Annotated in this window: 16 protein-coding genes; 8 read left to right on the top strand and 8 right to left on the bottom strand. The window is 62.5% G+C overall.

The features are described from left to right. Positions 1–38 precede the first annotated feature (38 nt). The 5 genes from H2040_RS05590 (at position 39) to H2040_RS05610 (ending at position 5,203) form a co-directional block, all read left to right on the top strand. Positions 39–419 (top strand): response regulator, encoded by a 381-nt coding sequence (locus H2040_RS05590; RefSeq protein WP_287155904.1) that lies wholly within the window; start codon positions 39–41, stop codon positions 417–419. Then, positions 419–1,522 carry a YaiO family outer membrane beta-barrel protein gene (locus H2040_RS05595; protein WP_287155905.1) on the top strand — a complete coding sequence of 368 codons (1,104 nt, stop codon included), beginning with the start codon at positions 419–421 and terminating at the stop codon, positions 1,520–1,522. Before H2040_RS05590 ends, H2040_RS05595 begins: the two co-directional genes overlap by 1 nt. Then, the gene (locus tag H2040_RS05600) at positions 1,522–2,577 is read left to right on the top strand and encodes a HEAT repeat domain-containing protein (protein WP_287155906.1); all 1,056 of its coding nucleotides are present in this window, start codon (positions 1,522–1,524) and stop codon (positions 2,575–2,577) included. Before H2040_RS05595 ends, H2040_RS05600 begins: the two co-directional genes overlap by 1 nt. Next, the gene (locus H2040_RS05605; RefSeq protein ID WP_287155907.1) at positions 2,574–4,001 is read left to right on the top strand and encodes a glycosyltransferase family 2 protein; all 1,428 of its coding nucleotides are present in this window, start codon (positions 2,574–2,576) and stop codon (positions 3,999–4,001) included. The genes H2040_RS05600 and H2040_RS05605 overlap by 4 nt, the downstream gene beginning before the upstream one ends. 74 nt (positions 4,002–4,075) lie before the next feature. Continuing rightward, entirely contained in the window at positions 4,076–5,203 is a 1,128-nt protein-coding gene (locus tag H2040_RS05610; protein ID WP_287155908.1) for a hypothetical protein, read from the top strand. Here the strand turns inward: H2040_RS05610 and H2040_RS05615 are convergent. Together H2040_RS05615 and H2040_RS05620 are read right to left on the bottom strand one after the other, a co-directional pair. After that, positions 5,168–5,503 (bottom strand): Hpt domain-containing protein, encoded by a 336-nt coding sequence (locus tag H2040_RS05615; RefSeq protein WP_287155909.1) that lies wholly within the window; start codon positions 5,501–5,503, stop codon positions 5,168–5,170. The two genes, H2040_RS05610 and H2040_RS05615, sit on opposite strands and share 36 nt — an antisense overlap. Positions 5,504–5,669: 166 nt before the next feature. Continuing rightward, positions 5,670–7,841 (bottom strand): S46 family peptidase, encoded by a 2,172-nt coding sequence (locus H2040_RS05620; protein ID WP_353844798.1) that lies wholly within the window; start codon positions 7,839–7,841, stop codon positions 5,670–5,672. 212 nt (positions 7,842–8,053) lie between these two features. Between H2040_RS05620 and H2040_RS05625 the strand changes: the two genes are divergently transcribed. Together H2040_RS05625 and H2040_RS05630 are read left to right on the top strand one after the other, a co-directional pair. Then, on the top strand, positions 8,054–8,674 hold the full coding sequence (locus H2040_RS05625; protein WP_287155911.1) for a sulfotransferase: 621 nt from the start codon (positions 8,054–8,056) through the stop codon (positions 8,672–8,674). 6 nt (positions 8,675–8,680) lie between these two features. After that, positions 8,681–9,541, top strand: coding sequence for a phytanoyl-CoA dioxygenase family protein (locus H2040_RS05630; RefSeq protein WP_287155912.1), 861 nt, complete (start codon positions 8,681–8,683; stop codon positions 9,539–9,541). Here the strand turns inward: H2040_RS05630 and H2040_RS05635 are convergent. From H2040_RS05635 to H2040_RS05650, 4 genes are all read right to left on the bottom strand, one after another. Beyond that, complete coding sequence (locus H2040_RS05635) at positions 9,499–10,146, bottom strand: PglD-related sugar-binding protein (protein WP_287155913.1); 648 nt, start codon at positions 10,144–10,146, stop codon at positions 9,499–9,501. The two genes, H2040_RS05630 and H2040_RS05635, sit on opposite strands and share 43 nt — an antisense overlap. A 7-nt stretch (positions 10,147–10,153) precedes the next feature. Beyond that, positions 10,154–11,353 (bottom strand): DegT/DnrJ/EryC1/StrS family aminotransferase, encoded by a 1,200-nt coding sequence (locus tag H2040_RS05640; RefSeq protein ID WP_287155914.1) that lies wholly within the window; start codon positions 11,351–11,353, stop codon positions 10,154–10,156. Further along, positions 11,353–12,225, bottom strand: a complete 873-nt coding sequence (locus H2040_RS05645) for a glycosyltransferase (protein ID WP_502709328.1) — start codon at positions 12,223–12,225, stop codon at positions 11,353–11,355. Before H2040_RS05645 ends, H2040_RS05640 begins: the two co-directional genes overlap by 1 nt. Before the next feature lie 64 nt (positions 12,226–12,289). After that, a complete protein-coding gene (locus tag H2040_RS05650; RefSeq protein WP_287155916.1) occupies positions 12,290–13,972 on the bottom strand; it encodes a tetratricopeptide repeat-containing sulfotransferase family protein in 1,683 nt (560 codons plus the stop codon). Between the two features lie 403 nt (positions 13,973–14,375). Here H2040_RS05650 and H2040_RS05655 point away from each other — a divergent pair, with 403 nt between their 5' ends. After that, positions 14,376–20,753 carry a cadherin-like domain-containing protein gene (locus tag H2040_RS05655; RefSeq protein ID WP_287155918.1) on the top strand — a complete coding sequence of 2,126 codons (6,378 nt, stop codon included), beginning with the start codon at positions 14,376–14,378 and terminating at the stop codon, positions 20,751–20,753. A gap of 79 nt (positions 20,754–20,832) precedes the next feature. On the opposite strand, the gene H2040_RS05660 is transcribed toward H2040_RS05655, so the two are convergent. Next, positions 20,833–22,200, bottom strand: coding sequence for a tetratricopeptide repeat-containing sulfotransferase family protein (locus H2040_RS05660; RefSeq protein ID WP_287155919.1), 1,368 nt, complete (start codon positions 22,198–22,200; stop codon positions 20,833–20,835). Continuing rightward, the coding region (locus H2040_RS05665) for a tetratricopeptide repeat protein (RefSeq protein ID WP_287155920.1) at positions 22,181–24,391 on the bottom strand (2,211 nt) is incomplete at its 5' end. The genes H2040_RS05665 and H2040_RS05660, both read right to left, overlap by 20 nt.

A 24,391-nucleotide genomic window follows, 5' to 3' on the forward strand; every position in this document is an offset into this window, starting at 1 on the left:
AATCTGTGGCCTGGGGGAGACGAGAAACAGGAGGCGGTATGCCGCAACAGAAAATTCTTGTCGCCGACGATGACGAGCTGCTGATCGGCCTGTTGTCACACCGGCTATCGGTGAAGGGTTTTGAGGTCCTGACCGCCAACACTGGCGTGGAGGCGCTGGAGGCCGCGCGCGCCGAACGTCCCGATCTGATTGTTCTGGATGCGATGATGCCGGTCATGGACGGGTTTGCGGTGCTCCAGAATCTCAAGGCGGATGACCAGACCCGCGACCTGCCGGTGGTGATGCTGACCGCGTTGCGGGACGAAAAGAACATCGTCTCCGCCCTGGAAGACGGCGCCGAGGATTACCTGGTGAAGCCGTTCTCTCCCGACGAACTGGTCAGCCGGATCAACCGCACGCTTAAAAAGCTCGCCGCCTAGTGGCGCTGACCGGTCTTGCATATGCGGGCGCCATGCTGATTGCGGCGCAGGGCGTGGCGGAAACGCCATACCAGGCCGGAATGGACGCACGGACGGACGGCGATTTCGCCGCCGCGGCAGAATATTTCCGTGACGAAGTCGACCAGCAGCCGGAGAATTCGGACGCTTGGGTCCAGCTGGGCCTGAGCCTGATTCCGCTTGAGCGATATGATGAAGCCGCCGCAGCATTCCGGCGCGCCCTTGAGCTTGCCCCCGATTACCAGGACGCCCGGATCGGTTTGGCGCGGCTGGCCTTCTACCGGGGGGATTATGAAGAGGCAAAGCGCCTGGCCCGACAGGCGGGCGACCGCGATGACGCGCGGGCCTTGCTGGCCCAGATCGAGGCCGCAGAGGCCGCTAACAGCGCAAATCCCTGGCGCGCCGACCTGACCGTTGGCCGCAGCGAGTTGACTCAGGACTTGCCGGGGTGGACCGAAGCCAGCGCGGCGCTGGGGCGCCGGGTCAGTGATCGGGCGAGCGTAACCGGTCTGGTGGAGTACGCCCGGCGCTTCAGCGATGAAGATGTGTATCTGCAGGCGCGCTGGGATCAGCGCATCCGGCCAAGGGTTGCGGCCTATGTCGCCTTGGGCGGCGCGCCGTCCGCCGATTTCCGTCCGGAACTTGCCGCGCTCGCGGGGATAACATTTCCCCTGACCGGAGACGCCGGAGATGCGCGCGGTCTATACGGCGTTCTGAGCGGATCGGCCGCGCGCTATCAGACTGGCGAAGTCGCCGGACTGACGAGCGGTCTCCGCTATGTCTTTACCGGCGATCAGGCCCGCATGGGCGCAAACTTGATTACGCTTGTCGACGAAAACAACGACACGCGCCACGGGTTCGCATTGAACGCCGAATGGCAATTCGCCGGCCCGGCGCGGCTGATACTGGGCTATGCGGACGCGCCCGAAACCTCCGAAAACGTCACCATTGACGTTCAGTCATATACGGCCGGGGTGCGTTACGATGTAAATGACCGTGTCGGGATTCAGACCTATTTCATCCACGAAAAGCGGTCCGCCTATGACCGCTCAGGGGTGGTTCTGGGGACCAGCTGGCGGTTCTGATGGACCTTTCCCTGCTCCTGTTATTGTGGGCGTCGTCGATCCTGCTGGCCGGCGCGTCATTGGTGCTGATGCTGGTCTTGATCATCCTGCGCTGGCTGCGCTCGATACGGATGCGCCGGGACAAACAGATCAGGGACGCCCTTTTCCATGAATTGATGATGGCCGGGGAAGAGGCCGGCGAACAGGCCGATGTTCCAGAGACTCTGGTGAAGCGTCCGCGCATTACCGCGCAGGTTCTGCTTGAATTTTCCACTCTGGTGCGGGGCGGGGAATTAGAAGCCGCGCTCGACAAGCTGCGGCGTGCGGGCGCCGAGCGGCGCATCCTGGCCCTGCTGACCAGCCGTAACCGGGAAGATTGCCTGGCCGCGGCGGAAGCGCTGGGTTTCTTTGGCACGGAGCAGGCGCGTGACGCCCTGACAAACGTGTTGTCCCGCCGGGTCAGCCTTCGTCTGAAAATCGCCGCGGGGCGCGCTTTGCTGGCGATGGGGGAGAGGCCGGATATCGGCGATCTGCTCTCTGCCTTCGATATCGATGACACGGTCGCGCCGGGCGAGCTGTCCGCCATACTCACAGCAATCGCAACCGGCGAGCCCGAGGTGCTGAGCCATCGGCTTGAACAGGATATTGATCCGCCCTCTGTGCGGGCGATGATGATCGACGTGATGGGCCGCGCCGGGGTCTATGGCGCGCTGCCCCTGCTTCTGAGCGAGGCGTGCAACAGCGATGTCCGCATCCGCGCTGCCGCTGTCGACGCTCTTGGACGCCTCGGGCTGCCAGAGGCGAAGGAGACGCTGGCCGCGGCCATCGACGACCCCGAACCGGACGTGCGGGCGGAAGCGGCGGAAGCCATTGGCCAGGCGGCGCTGGTCGATTTGATGCCCGCGCTTGAAGCCCGTCTGTCCGATTTCGATTGGGGCGTCCGTTTCCGTGCGGCGAATGCGCTGGTCGAGCTTGGCGAGGATGGCCGGAAACGGCTGCGCCTGATCGCCGACGGCAAGGGAGAGCGAGGCGCCCGAACAGCCGCGCTGGTGCTGGCCGAAAGGGCGATGGCATGAGCGCATTGGCGGGTTTCGACTGGGAACAGATTGCGCGGTGGACCGCGCTGGCCATCATTCTGGTGGGACTGGCCCAGAATGCGCTTTATCTCATACAGCTTCTGATCGCGGGCCGGGCGCTGTCTGCGGACCCTCCCGTCAGGCGGTCGGCTATCCTGTGGCGGCGATACGCCGATCTGGCGCCTCCGATCTCGCTGCTATCGCCTGCCTTCAACGAGGAAATGACCATCGTTCAGAGCGTGCGGTCGCTGCTTTCCCTGCAATACCCCTCTTATGAGGTGGTGGTCATCAATGACGGTTCCAAAGATTCGACCCTGCAGCGTCTCATCGACGGGTTCGATCTGAAGCCTGTCTCCAGGGCCTATGATCTTGCGATTGATCATGAGCCGATCCGCGGCGTCTATGGATCGGAGCGGATTCCCCGGCTGGTCGTGGTCGACAAGGAAAATGGAGGCAAGGCCGACGCCCTGAACGCCGGGATCAATATTTCCCGCGCGCCGGTGCTTTGCTCAATGGACGCGGATTCGATCCTTGAGCCGGACTCCCTGCTGCGCGCCGTTCGCCCGTTTGTCGAGGATCCGGGGCGGGTGATCGCGGTCGGCGGCACGGTGCGTCTTGCCAATGGCTGCACCATCAGTGATGGCCGCGTGACGAAAATCGGAGTATCGCGAAACCCGCTCGCCCTGCTTCAGACGGTGGAGTATCTGCGCGCCTTCCTAATGGCGCGGCTGGCGTGGAGCCGTATCGGCGCGCTGACCATCATTTCCGGGGCGTTCGGCCTGTTCCGCCGTGAGCCTGTGTTGCAGGTTGGCGGTTACACGCGCGGCACGGTCGGCGAGGACATGGAGCTGGTCGTGAAGCTTCATCGTTACATGCGCCGGGAAAAGCGGGATTACCGCATTGCCTATATCCCGGAGCCGGTATGCTGGACCGAAGCGCCGGAATCGCTGCGCGTTCTGGGGCGCCAGCGGGCACGCTGGCACCGGGGCTCCCTTGAGACCTTTTTCCGGCACCTGGGCATGTTCCTGAACCCGCGTTACGGACGTGTGGGCTGGATCGGCTTCATGCATATTTTCCTGGTCGACGTGCTTGGCCCCGTAATCGAGATTCTCGGCTATCTGCTGATCCCGATCCTGTGGCTTCTGGGCCTGTTATCGGTTGAATATCTTCTGGCGTTCCTGGCGGTGAGTTTCACTTTCGGAATAACCATCAGCGTCTGTTCGCTGGCGCTTGAGGAAATCCAGCTGCGGCGCTTTCCACGCGCCCGCGATCTCGCGGTCCTGACCATCGCCGCGGTGCTGGAAAACTTCGGATACCGGCAACTCAACAATCTCTGGCGCATGCGCGGCTGGTGGCAATATTTGAAAGGGTCGGACAGCTGGGGCGTCATGACCCGCAAGGGATTTGACCAGGAAGAAGCATGAGCATGATCCGCGCGTCTCAACGCGTTTTACTCATTTGCGCCGTGCTTGTTCTGAACCTGAAAGGAACGATTGCAATGGCGCAGGATGATGTGCGCGCCGCCGTCTGGACCGCCCCTGTCCACGTGACGGATTTGTCCTGCGTCGAGGCCGTCTATGTCTATTACCGGCAGGCAGAGGGCCGGCTGGATTATTTGCGGGCCGAGCCTCAACTCTCGGCCTGCCCGACGGACGAAACGGAGACATCGCCTCCGCCGCCAGCGCCTGTCACCGAACCCGCGCCGCCAGCGGAGGCTTACACGTTCCGGAAGTCGGCCTGGATCTGGGAAACCGGCCTCTGGCGGGAGGACCCTTCGGGCTTGCTCCAGCGCGCCTCTGACGGCGGTTACGATCGGCTGTTTATCGCGCTGGAAATTGAAGATGGCGTGGTGGCCCATCAGGACGCCCTTGCGGCCTTCATACGCAGCGGTCTTGCGCAGGGCGTGGAGGTCCTAGCCGTTGAAGGCGATCCGCGGATGGTGACTCCGGAGGGTCTGGAATACGCCCTTGGCCGGGCGCGGGCGATCGCCGCTTATAACGAGGCGCGGCCGGAGGCGCCTTTGGCGGGTCTGCAATACGATATCGAACCTTATCTTCTGGAGATTTACAAAGCCGATCCCGCCGGCGTTCTGGAAAAATGGTCCGCCGCAATTAGGGCGTTGTCGGCGGCTTACGGAGACCGCGTCGGCGCGGTCATTCCGTTCTGGATGCCCGCAGCGCCGGGCGGAATGCCGGCGCTGACCGCGGCGTCACCGTCGATCCGTTCGCTGACTGCCATGGCCTACCGCACCGACCCTGATGCTATCGCGTCCGCGGCGTCCGGGGTCCTGGCGGCAGGACAGGAACTGGGCCTTCCCGTCAACGTCGCGCTGGAGGCCGGGCCGCTGGAGGATGAATATCTTTTCGTCTACAGGCGCAGCCCGTCGGGCGAACTCCTCCTGTCGCCGGACCAGGGACCGGAACAGACTGTCAGTCTGTTCAGCGATGCGGTTCATCCGCAGGGTGACGCGGCGGCGTTCAGCTACAGCCATTCCGTCACCGCGCCGGCCAGCCGGGTCAGTTTCCTGGGTGACGGGGAAGCCCTTGAAGCGGCGCTGAATGAAACCCGCGCGCGGCTTGCCGCGCATCCCTCATTCGCCGGGATTGCCCTGCACGGGGTCTTCTGAGCCGGAGACGACATCATCAACCCGCGTCAGGAAGGAGTCCCAGGCCGCATCGGACACTTCATCGCCATCGCTTAATGCGTCCTCGATGCCGGCGGCCTCACGGCCAAGTTCCGGGAAACCGAAAGTGCCGGCGAGGCCGGCGAGTTTGTGGAGGCGGCTGATGATGTCCTGATCGTCTGACAAGCGGCCCTTTCGCCAGGCCCGAACGGCCTCCGCATCATTGGCGCACCGCTCTATGAACCGGCTTCTGAAAAGCGCGATAGCCTGTTCGGTTGATCTTCTGGCTTCATCTTCGTCCATGGGGCCACCCTAGAGAAATATCCCTGAATGAATACGAACAGCTTCGGTCGCATTTGAGCCTAACAGGTTGCGGGCCGCGTTGCCGATGGCCGGTTCCCGGAACAAATCAGCCCGGCGGAATTTCTCCCGCCGGGCTGATTGCCTGTCCAGAATGGAAAGGTGCGCGTTACTCCTCAGCGGAGACCACGTCCATTTCCTCGATCAGGCGGTCGGCGTTGTCGACATGGTCCATGACCCAGAGCATGTAGCGCGAGTCCACATGGATGGTGCGGGTGATGGTGTCGTCGAACAGCCAGTCGGCGTTGATGCTCTCATAGGTGCCGTCGAACAGCAGGCCGACGAGTTCGCCGTTGCCGTTCATCGTGGGAGAGCCGGAATTGCCGCCGGTGGAGTCCAGCGTGGAGAGGAAGTTCACCGGCACGGAGCCGACGGCGTCCGAGGCGTAGTCGCCATAGAAGCCTTCCTCGATCAGCTGCAGCTGGCGGGCCGGGGAGTCGAACGGATCCTCGCCGGTATATTTCGCCGCGATGCCTTCCAGCGTGGTGAACGGCGTGTAGCAGAGGCCGTCTTCCGGGCAGGCCGGTTTCACCGTGCCATAGGTCACGCGCAGGGTTGAGTTGGCGTCCGGATAGACCGCATCGCCCTGGTCGTTCTGCCAGGCGATGATGGCTTCCATATATTGCGGACGCGCGGCCTGCATGCGGCCGGCATAGGTCTTGTCGGCCTCTTCCTGCGCCATTTCATAATCGTGCAGGGCGACGGCCAGTTCCACGAACGGATCTTCGCTGGCCTCGAAGTCGGCCGGGTCGGCCTCCATCAGCGCCAGACGCGTTTCCAGATCGGTGATGTCCGTCTCGGCATAGAGCGTGTCCAGCTTGGCGGAGAGGTCCTCCAGCGTAGTGGATTCATCAATGCCCATGGCCGTGTTGTAGGCCTCGATCTGCTGATCGGCCGGAAGCTCCAGATAGTCTTCCAGGAACATCAGCCATACGGCCTTGTCGACGGCCGGATCGAAGCGGCGCTCCATGGCTTCCATCGACTGCTTGAAGAAGGCCATGTCGCGTTCCTGGTAGCCGGGCTCGCGCTCGGCGTCCGGCTTCTGGCGCTCGACCGACAGACGGTAGAGGCGCTGGGCCGTGGACAGCGGCGCGGCGCGGGTGACCAGCGAATACCACAGGTCCTGTTCGCGCGTGGCCTGTTTCTCCTCGACCAGCGCGTCCATCGCGTCGATGGCCTCGCGGTATTGCGCGCCGTCCTCGCCCATCTCGGCGATCCAGGCGTTCAGGGCCGCTTCACGCTCGGCGCGGCGGTCCTTCAGGCCGACTTTTGCCGCGCCCTCGATCTGGCCGCCATAGTTCTTGGAGGCGTTGTTGAGGCCGGCCATCAGGGAGGCGTACTTGATCGCCGCGTCTTCATTGTCCGCGGTCGCGGCCTCGATCGTGTCGATCCATTCTTCGTAGATCGTTTTCACGGTGGGATAGCGCCAGTCAAAGGCGGACTCGACTTCCGACAGGCGGGCATAGCGGCTGGTGGAGCCGGGATAGCCCGCGGCCATCACGAAATCACCGTCGCCCAGACCGCCGGAGGAAACCTTCAGATAGGAATCCGGCTCAAACGGCACGTTCTCTTCGGCGTAGTCGGCCGGCTGGCCGTCCGGGCCGACATAGGCGCGATAAAAGCCCCAGTCGCCGGTCTGGCGCGGCCACATCCAGTTATCGATATCGCCGCCGAACTTGCCGATGGATTCGGGCGGCGCGTAGACGAGGCGCACATCGCGAATTTCCAGACGGTCGATCAGGCGGAATTCCTTGGCGCCGTGGAACCCGGCGACCTGGCAGCGATGGCCTTCCTGTTCCTCGCACTCGGCGACGATGGCCTTTTCCCGGTCCTCGATCTGCTGATAGCGGTCGCGCGGATCGGTTTCCGGCGACAGGCCTTCCAGCACGCGGTCCGTCACGTCCTCGATCGCGGTGGTGACATAGATGCGGCTGCCCGGCGCGGCCGGCAGCTCGTCGCCCATCGTCTCGGCCAGAAAGCCGTCGGCGAGGTAGTTGTTCTCTTCCGAGGAATTGAACTGGATGGAGCCATAGGCGCAGTGATGGTTGGTCACGGCCAGGCCCTGCGGCGAGACGAAGGAGGCGGTGCAGCCGCCGAGGCTGATCACCGCGTTCATCGGCCATTCGGTGAGGTCGGAAAGCTGGCTGGCGGGAATGTCCAGACCCAGCGCCTCAAGCTCGTCAGAGAGCTCGGGCAGTTGGTCCGGGCGCCACATGCCTTCCTCGGCGCTGGCCGCGGTCGGCCCAAGCGCAATAAGCAATGCGAGAGCGGAACTTCTCATTTGTTCGTAAGTCCTTTGTATGAATACGGATTTCATCGAAGGAAGCGGCGTCCAGCGTGAAGACGGCCGCGCGTCCTCCCCATCGCCGACCAGTCTAGAAGACTTCGCAGCGTTTTGCGGTGCGGATGATTGACGCGCCGGAGGCGGCTGGCAAGAGGATGGCGCCTGTTCGGCTTCGCGCAGGATGGCGTAGAGTGGCGGCGGAGGGGCATGTGAGAAAAGTTTTCTGCATAGGCCGCAACAAGACCGGAACCACGTCTCTGGCCGCCTGGCTTGAAGCGAGCGGTTTTCGCATGGGCCGGCAGGCCGCGGGCGAGTTGTTGCTGGATGACTGGGCGGCCCGCCGCTTCGATCCGATCGTCGAGTTCTGCCGCAGCGCGGACGCCTTTCAGGATATTCCCTTCAGCCTGCCCTTTACCTTTCAGGCGCTGGACCGGGCTTACCCGGATGCCCGGTTTATCCTGACCGTGAGGGAGAGCGCAGAGGTGTGGGCGGACTCCCTCATTCGCTTTCACAGCCAGCTTGCCGGGGCCGGGCGCACGCCAACCCGCACCGATTTGAAAGCCTTTGGCTACCGGCGGCCCGGATGGATCTGGGATGTTATCCGCCTGACCTATGGCGCGGATGTTGAACATCCCTACGACAGGGCGCGATTGATGGCGCATTACACCCGTCACAATGAATCGATCATGGATTATTTCTCGACCCGGCCCGGCCGGCTTCTGAGGCTGGATCTGGCCGAACCTCAATCGGGCGCGCGGCTGGCCCGCTTCCTTGATCTTGACGCCCCGGCGCGTCCCGTGCCGCATCTAAACCGCTCCGCGCAGGGGTGATGCCCGATGAAATCTGCACGGACATTATCGGGGAAACAGGCGGAGCCGCGAATGGAGTGGCGGGAAGAGTTCGCGCAGAAGGGCTATGCCGTCGTTCGCGGCGTTCTGCCGCCCGAACGGATCCAGAATGCGCTGGAAGAAGCCGAACGTTTGCGCGCGCTTTGGCGGGACGGGGACGGGGACGGGGACGGCGCGGCGGAGGCCGGAGGCGTGCGCTGGCTCAGCCATCAGGACCGCGCCGGGAACCGGCGGCTGCGCGGGGTGCAATCAGTCTGCAGGATAAGCCCGGTGTTCGACTCGCTCCGCACCTGTCCGGAGGTCGGGGCGGTCATCGCGGCACAGCTCGGCGGCGACATTGTAAACGTGGTCGAAACTCTGTTTTTCAAGGCTCCGGGGGAGGGCGCGAGCGGTATCGCCGTGCACAGGGATGCGGAATTCCGGCAGCCGCCGGAGCATTATCGCGACCTCGCAAATTCCTATGTCCAGATGGGGCTCGCGCTTGATCCTCACGGACCGGAAAATGGCGGTCTTGTCCTGGCTCCCGGAAGTCACAAGGATGCGCAGCTGTCGGTGACGCGCGCGGGCAGCGTCATGGGGGTGGAGGCCCTTGCCGCCGCATCCGACGACAGCCGGCCGCTGGCATTGGAGCCCGTGCGTCTGGATCCCGGCGATGCGGTGTTATGGAGCGCGCTGACCCTGCATGGATCGCCGCCCAATCTCTCAACAAAGTCAGACCGGCGTTTTTATGTTTGCGGCTTTATGCGGCAATCCGCCTGCGACGCTGGCTGGCCGGCCTTCTCGGCTGGGCGCGGCGTGCCTGCGCCTCAAGAAGAGGCCAGCGTCCGGGGCCGCGCAGGAGCGCCATAGAGGCGTTGCTCATCGCCGGTGGAGCGCAGAACGACCGAGTTCGCGCCGACAATACAATTGTTTCCCACGGCGATATTTTCGCCGACGACCGTGCCTGCGCCCAGAAACGACAACTCGCCCACGGACGCCCCTCCGGTCAGGACACAGTTTGGCCCCGTACGGGAAAAAGCGCCCATTCGGGTATCGCAGCCGCCGAAACTTCCGGCTTCCATCAGCACGCCCATGTCCAGTGTTGCGCCGGAGTGCAGCCGGCATAGCGCGCCGACATAGGCGCCCGGCTCGATCCGGGCGGTCGCGGCGATAGAGGCGGCGGGATGAATGGCCATCGCCATAACCCCGCCCTGGTCGATTATCTGTCCCGTCAGGCTTTGCCTGATCGCATTATCGCCAATTGCCACGAACCACGCGTATCGCCTTATGGTCTCCGCATCGCGCATGAGATTGAAAGCGCCAAGAACCGGCGCGCCGTCCACCCGGTCCCCCGCCGGGCGCGTGTCATCAAGAAAACCGGCGACGGCGTGGCGGATCTGGAGAATTTCCAGCGCGTTTCGGCCCTGACGGCCGGCGCCGACAATAACAACCTGTTTTTCGGGAATTTCGGTCATGGGGCCGTCAGATAACCGCGCCCTGCAAGAGCAGGAAGGTGATCTGGCTGACTTCGCAAGGCGTCAGGTCCCGGTGCATGGGAAGGCCCAGAAGGCGGCCCGCAAGGTCTTCCGTGTTCTGAAGATTGTCTCGCGGATAATCGCGGAAGGCCGGTTCGATGTGCAGGCCGGGGCCATACCAGCTGCGGGTTTCCACGCCGCGCTCAAGCATGCGTTTGCGGGTTCGCTTCATCGCGGCCGCGTCGGGAAATTCCGCCAGGCAATAGGTCCGGGAAATATCAGGCGCCAGATGGACGCTCACGCCCTTGCTCCCCTCGGCCAAAGCCTTGCGGTAGCTGGCGGCGACGAAATCAAATTCCTCGAAACCCGCCTCAAGCGCGTCCATCGCGGCCAGCCCAACGGCGGCGTGATACTCGCTCATCTTTCCGTTGGTGTTGGGGCGGAGGCTTTCACGGCTGCCCATGAAGCCGTGATTCAGGGCGGCGCGGCATTCGCGGATGACATCGGTATCCGCGCAAAGGATTGCGCCGCCTTCGCCCGCGCCCAGAGACTTCGTCGCATGCAGGCTGAGGCAGACGGGCGGGGCGGCCTGATCGGCGCGCGGCAGGATCAGGGTATCGGCGCTGGCCGCGGCGTCGATCACGACCGGTATGCCCGTATGTTTCTGGACCAGCGCCCAGTTGGCCAGATCAATTCGCCGGCCATAGGGCGCGACCGGCAAGATCAGGCCCACCTGCTTCAGGTCCGGACGCGCCAGCAAGGCGGTCGGGTCCATCGCCCAGCTTTCCGGATCGATATCCACAAAACGCACTTCATAGCCGCAAAGGGCGGCGGCGGCGGCCGAGGCGACAAAGCCGAACGCGGGCGTCAGACAGACTGGCCGGCCGGCGCTGGCGCGGCCAGCGTGGCCCAGTATCGCTCCGGTGAGCGCCATGGCGCCGGAACTGCTGAGCGTTACGCAACCCGCAGGCAGATCGAAGCGGCGGCTTAGCCGCGCCTCCAGCGCGCTTTCGAGCGGACCGTGATTGGCGTAGATGCGGGTTTCATCAATCCGGCGCAGATAGGGAATGAGCGCCTCGGCGTCCGGCAGGCGGGGACGGCAGACCGGAATGCTTATGGCGTGCGCGGGCGCAGCCTCTTTGGAGACCCATTCATCCCGGGATTCCGTTTGGTAAATGGCCGCGCGGACATTTCCCCCCGAACTCATCAGACAACTCCCCACCCCCTGCGCGCCAAGTCATGGCGCAGCTGTTTATGCGCGGAATTCAGCGTAATCAGGTGCATGGCCAGCTCTGTTCTGATGTTGGCGAGCTGTGGCGTGGCGCCCGTGCGCTGTTCCAGCGTCATCGTATCATGAATGAAGGAAGTGAAATTCGCCATTTTATTTTGAATTTCTCTTTCTTTTAAGAGGAGAGTCGCAACTTCATTCGCTCCCCGCCGGAATTGCAGGGTTTTGTTATTGCTGTGCTTTCGCCAATAAAGCAGGGCCTCGGGCGTATAGGCGGCCTTACCAAGCAGGGCCGCACGAAAGGGCATGATTTCATCGCTGTTACGCGGTCCGTCCGGGATTGGACCAAAGATTTCCAGAAGATCGCTATGCCACATCAGTCCCGCCCCGAAACTGGCCGGAATGAGTTTCGCTTCGATGAAGGTTTCGATGCTGCAATCGCCTTTCAGCTTGCGGATATGCTCGGGCGGGTGTTCCCCGATCCGCTTGCCGCTGGCGTCGATCTTGTGCGCGGCGGATGAAATGGCCAGCGCGCCGGTCTCCCGCTGGATTTCCATAAGGCGGGACACGCGGTTGGGCATGTAGACGTCATCGCCCGCGCCAAGAAAGAAAAATCCCGGTCCGGCCAATTCATTCGTTAGATGGCGGATGTGATCGACAGACAGGTTTTTGGAGTTCCGGTTCAGGCGAATCTGGTGGGGCCCCTCATACGCATCCGCGATCTCACGAATGATCTCCCACGTGCCGTCATAGGACGCATCGTCGCTGATCAGAATTTCGAGCGGGCTGAAATCCTGCGCCAGCGCGGACTCTACGGCCGGGCGCACGAATTGCGCCTGATTATAGGTCATGATGACGAATATGACGCGAGGCTGGGTCATGGGGATTTCCGCGGGGCGAGGAGGGGGCTGAGGGTCAGGCTTTTACAGAATTCGAAGCGGCGTCATAGCGGTCCAGGAAACCGGCCATGTACGGCGCGTGAGGCCGCCAGCCGCCAATGGCGCCGGCATGGATGGGCTGCCGCACCTGTTCGACGCTTGCGGTCCTGACGGGGCGCGCATTGCGGTGCGGCGTCAGCGCCGCCTCTTCCCACGGCAGTCCACAGTGTTCCAGCAGTCCGCGGACCGCGGCGTCCGGATCGGTGACAAGGCTTGAATAGGAAACCTGCCGGATTCTTCCCGGATGGCGGCGCTCCCACTCATCCATCAAAGCGCGGTGCATCGCGAAATAGTGCGTGATAGCGCGCCAGGAATACGTCCAGGACAGACCGCTGGGAAAGAAACGGGTATAGGCCGAGACGGCTATGTCGCGCAGATCCCGCGTGCAATGAAGTATGGGCGCGTCGGGAAAGGCGCGGGCGATCAGGCCGGCAAACTGGAAATTCGCCGGCATCTTGTCGACGAAAAAAGGCTTTCCTTTCGCGGCGGATTCCATGGCGGCGATATAGTTTTCGGCAAACCGGCCGATGGCGTCGGCCCGGATGGTCCGGGGCAGGGCGTCCTTGACCAGAAGCCCGCTTTTGTACGCGCTTTCACGGACGGCCAGCGTTTCGCCGCACCCGGCGACGGAGCTGTGGCTGGAGAGTATCTGTTCGACTAGGCTGGTTCCCGAGCGAGGCAGACCGATCACGAATATCGGCCCCGGCCGCCCGCCGGAGGGCGCGGGCATGGCCGCGGCCAGTTCGTCCAGCGACAGCATCGTCGACTTCAGCGCGTCAATCCGGCTGGGGATGTAGGGGAAAATTTCGGCGGCAAGCGCATTGGCGTCCGCGTAACATTTATGGGCGGACGTCAGATTTCCGGCTTTCTCAAGCACGCGCCCCTTTGCGAAATTAAACTCGCAGAGCTGGCGGGAGGAAAAGCGGGCTTTTGCAGACTCGACCCTGTCCAGAAGCGGCTTCAGCCGGCCGTTATCGAGCAGCTTGTTCTCCACCAGGGATCGCAGGGCGCCCGTCGCCGACGGATCCATCCGGCAGGCCCGGGCATAAGCGTCCGCCGCCCCCTCCCTGTCTCCGAGGGTCAGAAGATTCGACCCCATGAGCGCCAGAGCAGCCACGCGCGACGGGTCGTGTTGCAGGGCGGCCTCGCAATCGGCCAGGGAGCCTTCGAAATCGGCCAACTGGTAACGCGCGGTGGCGCGTGACATCAGCAGAACCGCATCGTCCGGGGCGTGGACCAGACCCGCCGTGCATTGTTGCGCCGCCTCGGCGTGGCGGCCCATCTCCGTCAGGATCGCGACAAGGCTGTGCCGCGAATTCGTCGCCGCGGGATTGGCGGCCAGAACCTCGCGAAAGATCAAGGCGGCCTGTTCACGGTCCTTCTTGAACGCTTTGCAGGCCCCCAGATTATGCAGCGCCGACAGGTCGCCGGGGTGGGCGGCGACCGCCCGCGCCAGCCAGGGTTCGGCGCGGTCCACATTGCCCGTGAACAGGCTGGCGGCGCCCAGCGTGGCCAGGTCCGCCCCCTTCAGGTTTTCCAAGGGGCGCCGGGACATTGTCTCCAGCAGCCCGGCAAGCCGTCCCCGGTCGCCCGCCGCAAGAGCCGCCTTCACCTCTGTCAGGTCAGCGGTCCGGCTTTTTCCGTCAGGCGAAGTCATCATTATTGCGTTCCGGATGGTGTAACAAGCGTCAGTATGTGAATACACGATGATATACAATTAATATCGCGAAGTCTTGAGTCGTCGTGACTGGATAATTGTTATGTTGATCGTGAAAGCAGATTTCACACGCAGACGTTTATCAGAAAAAGTCTGGGGAAAAACGGCAATAACTTAAAAATAGAAAAATGCGCTTATTTATTAGCGCCTTCTGCCTGATTCCTCACACCCTTAAAAAAATATTTCAAAAATTGATCTAAGTTGATGCTTGACCCTCAATCCCTTGGGTCTAAAGACTTCCTGATCATTCCGAAACGGAGTCCTCGCCCGGATTCTGTTTCAGCCTGGCACGGAATTCACCAGAGCTCCGGTTAAAAATTTGAGCCAGCCATAGGGGAGATGGAACATGGCCGCACCTCGCGCTCGTTTGGACAGAGAGCAAACCGACGAATATGACGTTCTGAACGCAAATGTTCTGGACAACGATATTGACCGTGATGACGACCCGCTCGTGGTTACGGGGGTAAACGGGTCTGCTTCCTCTATCGGGTCCACGATTGAACTCGCCTCTGGCGCTTTGCTCACGCTCAATAGCGACGGTTCCTACGATTACGATCCAAACGGCGCGTTCGAGTATCTCAATCCTTCCGAATTCGCGGTGGACACCTTCACCTATTCGATCAGCGACGGGAATGGCGGGACCTCGTCCGCCCAGGTGCGCATTACCGTCAACGGTTCCGATGCTCCCCCCAACAATGCGCCCACGGCAAACGATGACATTGCTGCCGGCAGCGAGGACGATTCGGCGCTGAACATCGACGTGATCGGCAATGACACCGATCCCGACAGCGACGCGCTTTCGATCACAGAAATCGCGGGCAACTCGAACACCGGCTCCCCCATCACGCTCGGTTCCGGCGCGCAGGTGACGGTTCAGAGCGACGGCTCGGTCGATTACGACGCCAATGGCGCGTTCGATTATCTTTCCGCCGGCGACACAGCCTACGATTCCTTCACCTACACTGTCTCCGACGGGAACGGCGGCACGGACACGGCCAGCGTCGTGGTCTCGGTCAACGGGGCGAATGATGCCCCGCTGGCGGTTGATGACACCGCTACGGTTCCTGAAAACGGCGCCGTCGTTGATCGCGCCATTCCTGCGCCCACGACGGGCAATGTTCTGGACAATGACTCCGACGCTGACGCTGCGGATACGTTGTCAGTTCTCGAGATCAACGGCTCGAGCTCCGACGTAGGGTCGTCGGTAACCTTGTCCTCCGGCGCTCAGGTGTCGCTGTACAGCGACGGCTCATATTCCTACGACCCTAACTCCCAGTTCGAGAGCCTGGCGGCAGGCGAGACCGCGACGGACTCCTTCACCTACACGGTGACTGACGGCGAAGGCGCGACCGATTCCGCCACCGTGACGATCACGATCACCGGTCAGAATGACGCGCCCAGCGTTCCGGCCTTCGTCCTTTACACGGGCGTGAGCGAAGACGACGGCTCGACAATTATCGCCAACGTGATCTCCGATCATGCGACCGACCCGGACGCCAGCGATGTGCTGACGATGGCGTCTATTGAAGGCTCCGCCAGCAATATAGGCGCGACGGTCACGCTGGACTCCGGCGCCCAGATTATTGTGGGTTCCGGCGGCGCGTTCCGTTATGACGCCAATGGCCAGTTCGAGAGCTTGGGCGCGGGTGAAACGGCCACCGATTCCTTCACCTACACGGTGACGGACGGCAATGGCGGTTCGGATACTGGCGTGGTCCGCATCCAGATCGAGGGCGTCAATGACGCGCCTGTCGCCGCGGACGACGTAGACTCCGCGACCGAAAACGGCGGCGCGATTTCCGACAATGTCCTGACCAACGACACCGATGTCGAAAGCGACACGCTCTTGGTAACCGAGGTTAATGGCGCGGCGTCCTCTGTCGGGACGCAGATCACGCTTGGCTCCGGCGCGCTGGTCAATCTGGCGGGCAACGGCGCGTATATCTACAATCCGAACGGCCAGTTCGAGAGCCTGGGCGCTGGCGAGACCGCAACGGATTCCTTTACCTACACGGTCAGCGACGGCAATGGCGGCACCGACACCGCCTCTGTCACCGTAACCATCACCGGCGCCAATGACGGCCCGAGCGCGGCCACCGACTCGATCCTCGCCGCCGAGGATGGGCCGTCCAGCACCGGCAATGTGCTTGCCAACGATACCGATCCGGACGCCACGGATGTTCTTTCCGTGGTCAACGTCAACGGTTCGGCCAGCTATGTCGGGACCACGATCACTCTTGGCTCTGGCGCGCAGCTGACGCTGAACAGCGACGGATCCTATGACTACGATGCCAACGGGGCCTTCGAGGACCTGGCCGCGGGCGAGACGACGCTCGACTCGTTCGGCTATGTCATCTCCGATGGTAATGGCGGCACCGACAGCGCTTCGGTGACGGTCACCATCACAGGCGCGAACGATGCGCCGACCGCAAACGACGATACGGACTCAGCGGACGAAGACGGCCCTGCCGCTTCGGGCGACGTCACGATCAACGATACGATTGATGCCGAGGGCGAAGCCTTTGACGTCACTTCGGTGAATGGTTCGGCGTCGAATATCGGTGTTCAGATCACGCTGGGCACTGGCGCGCTGCTGACGCTGAACAGCGACGGGACATACGACTACGACCCCAACGGGGCGTTCGAATATCTGGCGGGCGGCGAATCCGCGACGGACTCATTCACTTACGCAATCAGTGACGGCGTTGGCGGCACCGATAGCGCCACCGTCACCGTCACCGTCAATGGCGAAAACGACACGCCAACGGCAACCGACGATACGGACTTTGTGAACGAGGACGGCCCCTCGGCCAGCGATAACGCCCTGTTCAACGACACGGACGCTGACGCCAGCGACTCCCTGAGCGTTGTGGGCGTGGAAGGCTCGGGTTCGAATGTGGGCGTGCAGGTCACGCTTGGCTCCGGCGCGACCCTGACGATGGCGGGCAACGGAACCTATATCTACAACCCGAATGACCAGTTCGAGACCCTGGCGCTCGGCGAAACCGCAACCGATTCCTTCACCTATACGGTCTCTGACGGCAATGGCGCGACTGATACGGCGACCGTGACGGTCAACATAATCGGCGAGAACGACGCGCCCGACGCCGACTCCATTCTTTACCTGGGGTACTCTGACGAAGACGATGGTCTTACGCCGGTCTCGAACGTCATTTCAGACGCAGTTGTCGATGTCGACGCATCGGATACGTTATCGATCTCGGCCGTTGCAGGCTCCGCCACGGGCGTTGGAACCAGCGTAACGCTGGCCTCGGGCGCTCAGGTGACGATGAACAGCGATGGCTCGTTCTCCTATAACCCGAATGGTCAGTTCGAGAGCCTGGCTGCGGGCGAAACCACCACCGACTCCTTCACCTACACGGTGACCGACGGCAATGGCGGGACGGACAGCTCTACCATTGCTATCCGGATCGATGGCGAAAACGATAACCCGCTTGCCGCCGCGGACGCGATCCCGGCTGACGAGGACGGGCCTTCGTCCACCGGCAATGTTCTGGACAACGACACCGATGTGGACTCCAGCGACGTGCTGTCCGTCATCGGGGTCAACGGAACGGGAAGCGATGTTGGCGTGCAGATCACGCTCGGCTCCGGCGCTTTGCTGACGCTGGGCAGCGACGGCTCCTATGATTATGACGCCAACGGCTCTTTCGAGAGCCTGGCGGCCGGCGAGACTGCGACCGACTCCTTCACCTATACGGTGACGGACGGAAACGGCGGTTCGGACACCGCCACGGCGACCGTCACGATCACGGGCGACAATGATACGCCTTCGGCCTTCGCCGATACCGGCGCGGTCGATGAGGGCGGACCGGCTGACAATATCGATCTGGTTGGCAACGATACCGACGTCGATACGAGCGACGTCCTGACCGTTGGCTCCATCGGTGGCGAGACGGACCTTTCCGGCGCGGTCACGCTTGGGTCCGGCGCCTCTGTGACCCTTCTGACCGACGGCACGGTCGACTATGACCCGAACGGCGCGTTCGAGAGTCTTGCCGTCGGCGAAACCGCCACGGACTCCTTCACCTACACGGTGACGGACGGGAACGGCGGGACGGACACGGCCAGCGTGGTCGTAACCGTCACGGGCGAGAATGACGACCCGGTTGCGGTTGCCGATACCGGCGCGGCCGATGAAGACGGCCCCGCGGCGTCGGGCAATGTCCTGACCAACGACACCGACGTGGACGCCAGCGACACGCTGCTTGTCACGCAGGTCAACGGCAACGGATCCGTCGTGGGCGCGCAGATCACGCTCAGCTCCGGCGCTCTGCTGACGCTGGGCAGCGACGGGTCTTACGACTATGATCCGAACAGTCAGTTCGAGAGCCTGGCCGTGGGCGAAACCGCCACGGACTCCTTCACCTACACGGTGACGGACGGCAATGGCGGGACGGATACGGCAACGGCCACAATCACGATCACGGGCGAGAATGACGCGCCTGTCACGACTGACGTCGGCTATTTTGGCTTCATCAACGAAGATGACGGGCTGACGTCTGTTTCGAACCTTCTTGCAGGCGCTTCCGACGTCGATACTTCCGACGTCTTGTCGGTCGCAGAGATCGAAGGAGCCTCAAGCGGTGTGGGCACGACCATCACGCTCGGCTCCGGCGCGATATTGAACGTGAACAGCGATGGCACGTTCTCCTACAATCCGAATGACCAATTCGAGAGCCTTGCAGCCGGCGAGACCGCCTCGGACACGTTCACCTATACGGTGACGGACGGCAATGGCGGCACCGATACAGGGCTGGTCACTATCGAGATCATCGGCGTCAATGACGCTCCGGTGGCCAATGACGACAACGTGTCCAGCTTTGAAGACGGAACGGAATATGCCGAAACCCTGAATGGCAACGTGTTGACCAACGACACGGATGTCGAAAGTGATGGGCTAGCCGTTACCGCGGTCAATGGCGGCGCCTCTAATGTCGGAACCACGGTTACGCTGAGTTCAGGCGCAACCGTCGATCTCGATAGCCTCGGCGATTACGACTACGACCCCAACGGGGCGTTCGAGAGCCTGGCCGTGGGTGAAACCGCGACCGACAGCTTCACCTACACGATCAGCGACGGGAACGGCGCCACGGACAGCGCCACGGTCACCGTTACGATCCATGGGCAGAACGACGCCGTGACCGCGGTTGATGACGCAGACGCCCTCACCGAGGGCTTCGGCGGATCGTCCATTGACGTTCTCTTCAACGACACGGATGTGGACGCCAGCGACACGCTGACCGTCATCGCCGTTGAAGGCGCGGCTTCCAATGTCGACAGCTTCATTACGCTGGCGTCCGGCGCCGAGGTGAATCTCAGCGCATCGGGATCGGCGGTGATCTTCGAGAATGGCGCCTATGAAAGCCTTGGCGGCGGCGAGACGGCGACGGACTCCTTCACCTACACGGTGTCGGACGGCAACGGCTCAACTGACACGGCGACCGTGACCTACACGATCACCGGCGTGAATGACGCCCCCGAAGCGAGCGATGATTATGCCACGGTCTGGGAAGACGGCGGCGCAATCGTCCCGCCTGGCGGCGCTGAAGTTCTGGAGCCGGCGACCGGAAATGTCCTGTTCAATGACTCGGATGTGGAAAGTGACGGACTTGCGGTCACGGAAGTCAACGGCTCCAGCTCCAGCGTGAATTCGACAGTCACGCTCGGTTCCGGCGCTACGGTAACCCTGAACAGTACGGGCAGTTACGACTACGATCCGAACGGGGCGTACGAGTTCCTGGCCAGCGGCGAATCGGCGACAGACAGCTTCACCTACACGGTCTCTGATGGGAACGGAGGCACCGATAGCGCCACGGTCTATGTCACGGTCATTGGTGAAAACGACAGCCCGGATGCTGTCGGAGACGGCAACGTCGTCGTGGAAAGCGATGTCGCCTCTGGCAATGTGCTCGCCAACGACACCGATCCGGACGCCTCTGATATTCTTGAGGTTGTCGGAGTGAACGGTTCTTCGTCCGACGTGGGGACGACCATCACCCTCGGCTCCGGCGCGGAGCTGACGCTGAACAGTGACGGGACATACGACTACGACCCGAACGGGGCCTTCGACAGCCTGGAAACGGGTGATACGAGCGCCGATTCGTTCACCTACATCGTCTCTGACGGCAACGGCGCGACTGACTCTGCGACCGTGTACATCACAGTGACCGGTGAGTCGGCTGAGGTTCTGGTCGGCACGAACGGCAATGACACGCTGAACGGCACGCCGGGTCAGGATGTTATCTACGGGCTCGACGGCCATGACCGCCTCAACGGCCTGGCGGATGACGATGTCCTGTTCGGCGGCAACGGCGACGACAGAATGATCGGCGGGGCCGGCGACGATACGCTTGTCGGCGGCCAGGGCCGGGATACCCTCACCGGTAACTCCGGCGCGGACGTGTTCGTCTATACGGCGCTGACCGACAGCACGCGGGCCGCAACCGGCCGTGACCGCATAACCGACTTCGAAAGCGGTGTGGACCAGATCGACCTTTCCGCTATCGACGCCAACTCTGTGCTTGGCGGGGACCAGGCTTTCAGCATCGTTGGAAGCTTCTCGGGATCCGCGGGCGAGCTGGTGTTGAAGGAACTGGCCAACGGCATCCTGGTTCAGGCTGACGTCGACGGCGACGGACGGGTGGACTTCTCCGTCCTGGTTCTGGGCGAGGAGCCGATTGCCGGCGACTTCATCCTGTAGCCGCATGACGCAAGGGCGGGACCTTCGGGTCCCGCCCGCACAGACTGGATAGAAGGCGGGCCATTGCGCCCGCCTTCTTTCATTTCAGCTTGACGCCCTCGGCGGCCAAAGCTGCGGACAGGGGCTGAAGCGCGCCGCCAAACCGCGCCGCGCGCCCCCGTGAAGATTGATAAAGCGGCTGACGCACCTGCCAGTTGCTGGCTGTCGACACGGCGCGCTCATTGTCCTGGAAATTCAAAATGTCCGGTGCCCAGGGAAGACCGGCGAATTCGGCCAGACGTTGCGACTGGACTTCAAGATCGCGCAGCGCGTCTTCATAACGCCATTCCAGAACCGGTCCCGCCACTTGCCCCCAGCGCCGCATCAATTTCTCCTGCCAGGCATACGTAAAGGCCAGCGAATCCAGATTGAACGCATAGGGCTGGTCATTGAAATCCTGCAGATAGCAGGAAAGGCACGTATCCATCGGGTCGCGCCGGCACCAGACGAAGCGCGCCCCGGGCAGGATCATGCGTATGAAGCCCAGATAGCGAAAATTTGTCGGGCATTTATCCACGAACACCCGGTGTGACGGGGCGAGATTCTTCAGGGTCCGCGCATAGGCCGCGCCGGCCTGGCGAAGCGTTTCCTGGTCCAGCCGGTTCGCCATGACGGGCCATGGCATGCGCAGCGTGCGTTCAAGGCTCCCGATAATTGCCTGAATATCGTTGCGCTCCCCCGCGCCGAACGCGCCGGCGGATACCAGTAACTGCTCCGTCAGGGTGGTGCCGGAGCGCGGCATGCCCACGACGAATATGAACTCTGAGCCCTCGCCACCGGCGCCCTGGGACGCATCTGCCAGCAGGCCGGGGGTGAAGGTCTGCAAAGTCGCCTGATAGCGGTTTTCCCACGCAGCTCTGTCAAAGGGTTTCTGGCGCGCCGTATTGGCCGCGATGGCATGGTCCCAGGCGCGGTCATAGAGTTTTGCGCTTTCGGCCCAGCGCGCGGCCGCGAAATTGAGCACGGCCGTCGCATCCTTCTGTAAACCCGGCTGCGAGAGCAGGGACGAAACGCGGTTCAGCCAGTCTTGCGATTGCTCGGCGTCAAACCGCCGGCTGTGCGCGTAGGCGTTATAGGCCTTGTAGAACTTCGGATTGAGGCGCAGCGCCTGTTCCAGATGGTCCGAGGCTTGATCAAGCCGGCCCAGATCACTTTTGACGCCCGACATATTGTAGTGAAGGACGGCCGTTTCGCCGCCGATCGAAGCGGATTTTTCCAGCGCCTGCAGCGCATCTTCCAGCCGGCGGGCCTGAGCGCGCACAATGCCGCGGCGAAGCCACAACGCCGCGTCTTCGGGCGAAGTCTCCAGACACGCAGAAATCGCATTGTCGGCTTCCGTCAATCGTCGCGCGGCAATCAGCTGATCCAGCGACTTCAGCGTTTCGGCCCTATCCGGCGAAGCGCTCATACATGCCCTTGATGGCGTTTTCGAATTTCCGGGCGAACCCGTCAGCATCACACAGAGGGGAGGCGCCAACCTGATCGCGAAGGCCCGCGCGAAGGGCGGAAAGGCTTTCCAGGTCCGCGGCCCGGGCCGCCGCCTGTTCGATATAGCTCTCCGGGGTTTCGGCGATCCAGTCGGGAAGACCGGCCGCCGAAAGGATGGAGTCCGAGGCGCGCTCAAGGAATTTCTCGCCACGCAGGGCCAGCACCGGCGCCCCCATCCACATGGCTTCCAGCGTGGTGGTGATGCCGGGATAGGGGATCGGGTCCAGCGCTATGTCGATCTCGTCATAGGTCTCCAGATGCTCCTCCCGCGAGGCGGTTGCGCCCCGCAGGACGATGCGCTCCGGCGAAATCCCCTGGTTGGAGAAAGTCTCGAAAATCCGCTTTCGCGTTACGGCGTCGCCAAAGGATTTGGACTTCAACAGCAACCGGGATTGCGGTACGCGCCAGAGAATCTCGCCCCAGACGCTGAAAGTACGCTCGTTCAGTTTTGAATATTTATTGAAACTGCCGAAAGTCACGTAGCCGTTTTTGAGAGCGGGCAGGGGGGAAACCGGCCGGTTGATGTCCGGCGGGCTGAAACATTGGCGGACATCGGGCATCCGCCAGGGTTTTTCGGTAAATAACGCCTCGTCCGGTTCGGTGAGGCTCCAGGCGTCCACGATTATATAGTCGATTTCTGACAGGCCCGTTGTCGCTTCCAGCCCCAGCCACGTCACCTGAACGGGCGCCGGCTTCCACGCGAAGACCGGCAGACGATTGCCGCCCGTATGACCAGACAGGTCGATCAGGACATCGATATTGTCGGCCTTTATCCGGCCCGCCAGATCGGCGTCTGACATTTGGGACGTGGCGCGCCAGTCTCCGAAGCTCTGTTTCAGACGCCTTGTATAGTCATCCTCGACCGTCTGGTTGGCGTATGCGGTCAGGTGAAACCGGCCGCGGTCAATTCGCGGCAGCAAGGCTTCTAGAAAAAAACAGACCGCATGTTCGCGGAAATCCGCGGAAATGAAGCCGATTTTCAACGGTGTCTTTCTCGGGTCCTTGCGCGCCGCGTGCGTGAAAGGCCGCGCCTTGGCCCGGACTGTTTCGGCAAAGCGTTCCGCCATGCCCAGCGTTTCCTCGTTGGGCACCTCAGGATCGTGGCAGGCCGTGAAAATATGATTTGAGCGGACAAAATGGGCGTCGGGCGCCAGCCTGATCGCGCGCTCATAATGCTCGTAGGATTCAGAGAAGTGGTTCAGGTCTTTCCAGACGCCGGCCAGATTGCTGTGCGCCGCAAAGGAATTCGGATTGACCTTGATGGCGTCCTGATATGCTTCGCGGGCTTCTTCCAGCCGGTTCATTTTATGCAGGAAGCGCCCATAATTGACGTGCATCTTGTAGTCATTGGGCGCGAGTTCGATGGAGCGCCGGATCAGCGTTTCAGCTTCTTCGGGCTGTTTCATGTCGGCCAGGATCGTACCCAGATTATTGAGCGCCGCGGCGCGCTCCGGATCGATCAGCACGGCCTCGCGATAGAGAATTTCCGCCGTCTTCAGATGGCCGCGCTTCATCCCGATATTGCCCAGATCGATCAGCGCGCCGACATGTTTCGGGTCACGCTTCAACAGGCCCGTCAAAAGCTGTTCGGATTTGTCGGCCCGGCCCAGCTGCAATTCTGCGAGGGAGGCCGTGTAGACCAGGTCTATCGGGTCGATCCCCAGCTTCATCGCTTGCGCGGCGCTTGCCGCGGCGGCTTTCAATTTCCGCCGTGCGAACTGGACAACGACCAGCCCTGTATGGGCGTCGGAATTTTTTGGATCGATCTTGAGCGCCCTGCCGTAGAGACCCTCGGCCTGGTCCAGCTTGCCGGCAAGGTGGGCCGCACGGGCCGCGCGCGCCAGAAGCGCCGGATTCCGCGCCTCCTGCTGCACCACCTTGGCGTAAAGCGCGCGCGCGGCCTCAAACTCCTGTTTCCGGTAGTGATTGTCGGCGGAAAGGCGGTTGACGAGGAAGTCGTCCGGGAAAGCCTTTTTCAGGTGGTCCAGCCGTTTTTCCAGGGCGGCGAAATCCTCGTCCGCGGCAAGGCGTTTCAACTCATCTCCGGTCTTTCCGGAGATGCTGACCTGCATTTTCACCCCGATACTCACGCCGCCCGCCCCCGCATATTC

Origin of the sequence: Euryhalocaulis sp. (genome assembly GCF_013911995.1) — a bacterium.
Classification (GTDB): Bacteria; Pseudomonadota; Alphaproteobacteria; order Caulobacterales; family Maricaulaceae; genus Euryhalocaulis; species Euryhalocaulis caribicus.

Coding starts and splice junctions, on each gene's coding strand:
- H2040_RS05590 (WP_287155904.1), top strand. CDS start 39: ATGCCGCAACAGAAAATTCTTGTCGCCGACGATGACGAGCTGCTGATC.
- H2040_RS05600 (WP_287155906.1), top strand. CDS start 1,522: ATGGACCTTTCCCTGCTCCTGTTATTGTGGGCGTCGTCGATCCTGCTG.
- H2040_RS05605 (WP_287155907.1), top strand. CDS start 2,574: ATGAGCGCATTGGCGGGTTTCGACTGGGAACAGATTGCGCGGTGGACC.
- H2040_RS05610 (WP_287155908.1), top strand. CDS start 4,076: ATGGCGCAGGATGATGTGCGCGCCGCCGTCTGGACCGCCCCTGTCCAC.
- H2040_RS05615 (WP_287155909.1), bottom strand. CDS start 5,503: ATGGACGAAGATGAAGCCAGAAGATCAACCGAACAGGCTATCGCGCTT.
- H2040_RS05620 (WP_353844798.1), bottom strand. CDS start 7,841: ATGAGAAGTTCCGCTCTCGCATTGCTTATTGCGCTTGGGCCGACCGCG.
- H2040_RS05630 (WP_287155912.1), top strand. CDS start 8,681: ATGAAATCTGCACGGACATTATCGGGGAAACAGGCGGAGCCGCGAATG.
- H2040_RS05635 (WP_287155913.1), bottom strand. CDS start 10,146: ATGACCGAAATTCCCGAAAAACAGGTTGTTATTGTCGGCGCCGGCCGT.
- H2040_RS05640 (WP_287155914.1), bottom strand. CDS start 11,353: ATGAGTTCGGGGGGAAATGTCCGCGCGGCCATTTACCAAACGGAATCC.
- H2040_RS05645 (WP_502709328.1), bottom strand. CDS start 12,225: ATGACCTATAATCAGGCGCAATTCGTGCGCCCGGCCGTAGAGTCCGCG.
- H2040_RS05650 (WP_287155916.1), bottom strand. CDS start 13,972: ATGATGACTTCGCCTGACGGAAAAAGCCGGACCGCTGACCTGACAGAG.
- H2040_RS05655 (WP_287155918.1), top strand. CDS start 14,376: ATGGCCGCACCTCGCGCTCGTTTGGACAGAGAGCAAACCGACGAATAT.
- H2040_RS05660 (WP_287155919.1), bottom strand. CDS start 22,200: ATGAGCGCTTCGCCGGATAGGGCCGAAACGCTGAAGTCGCTGGATCAG.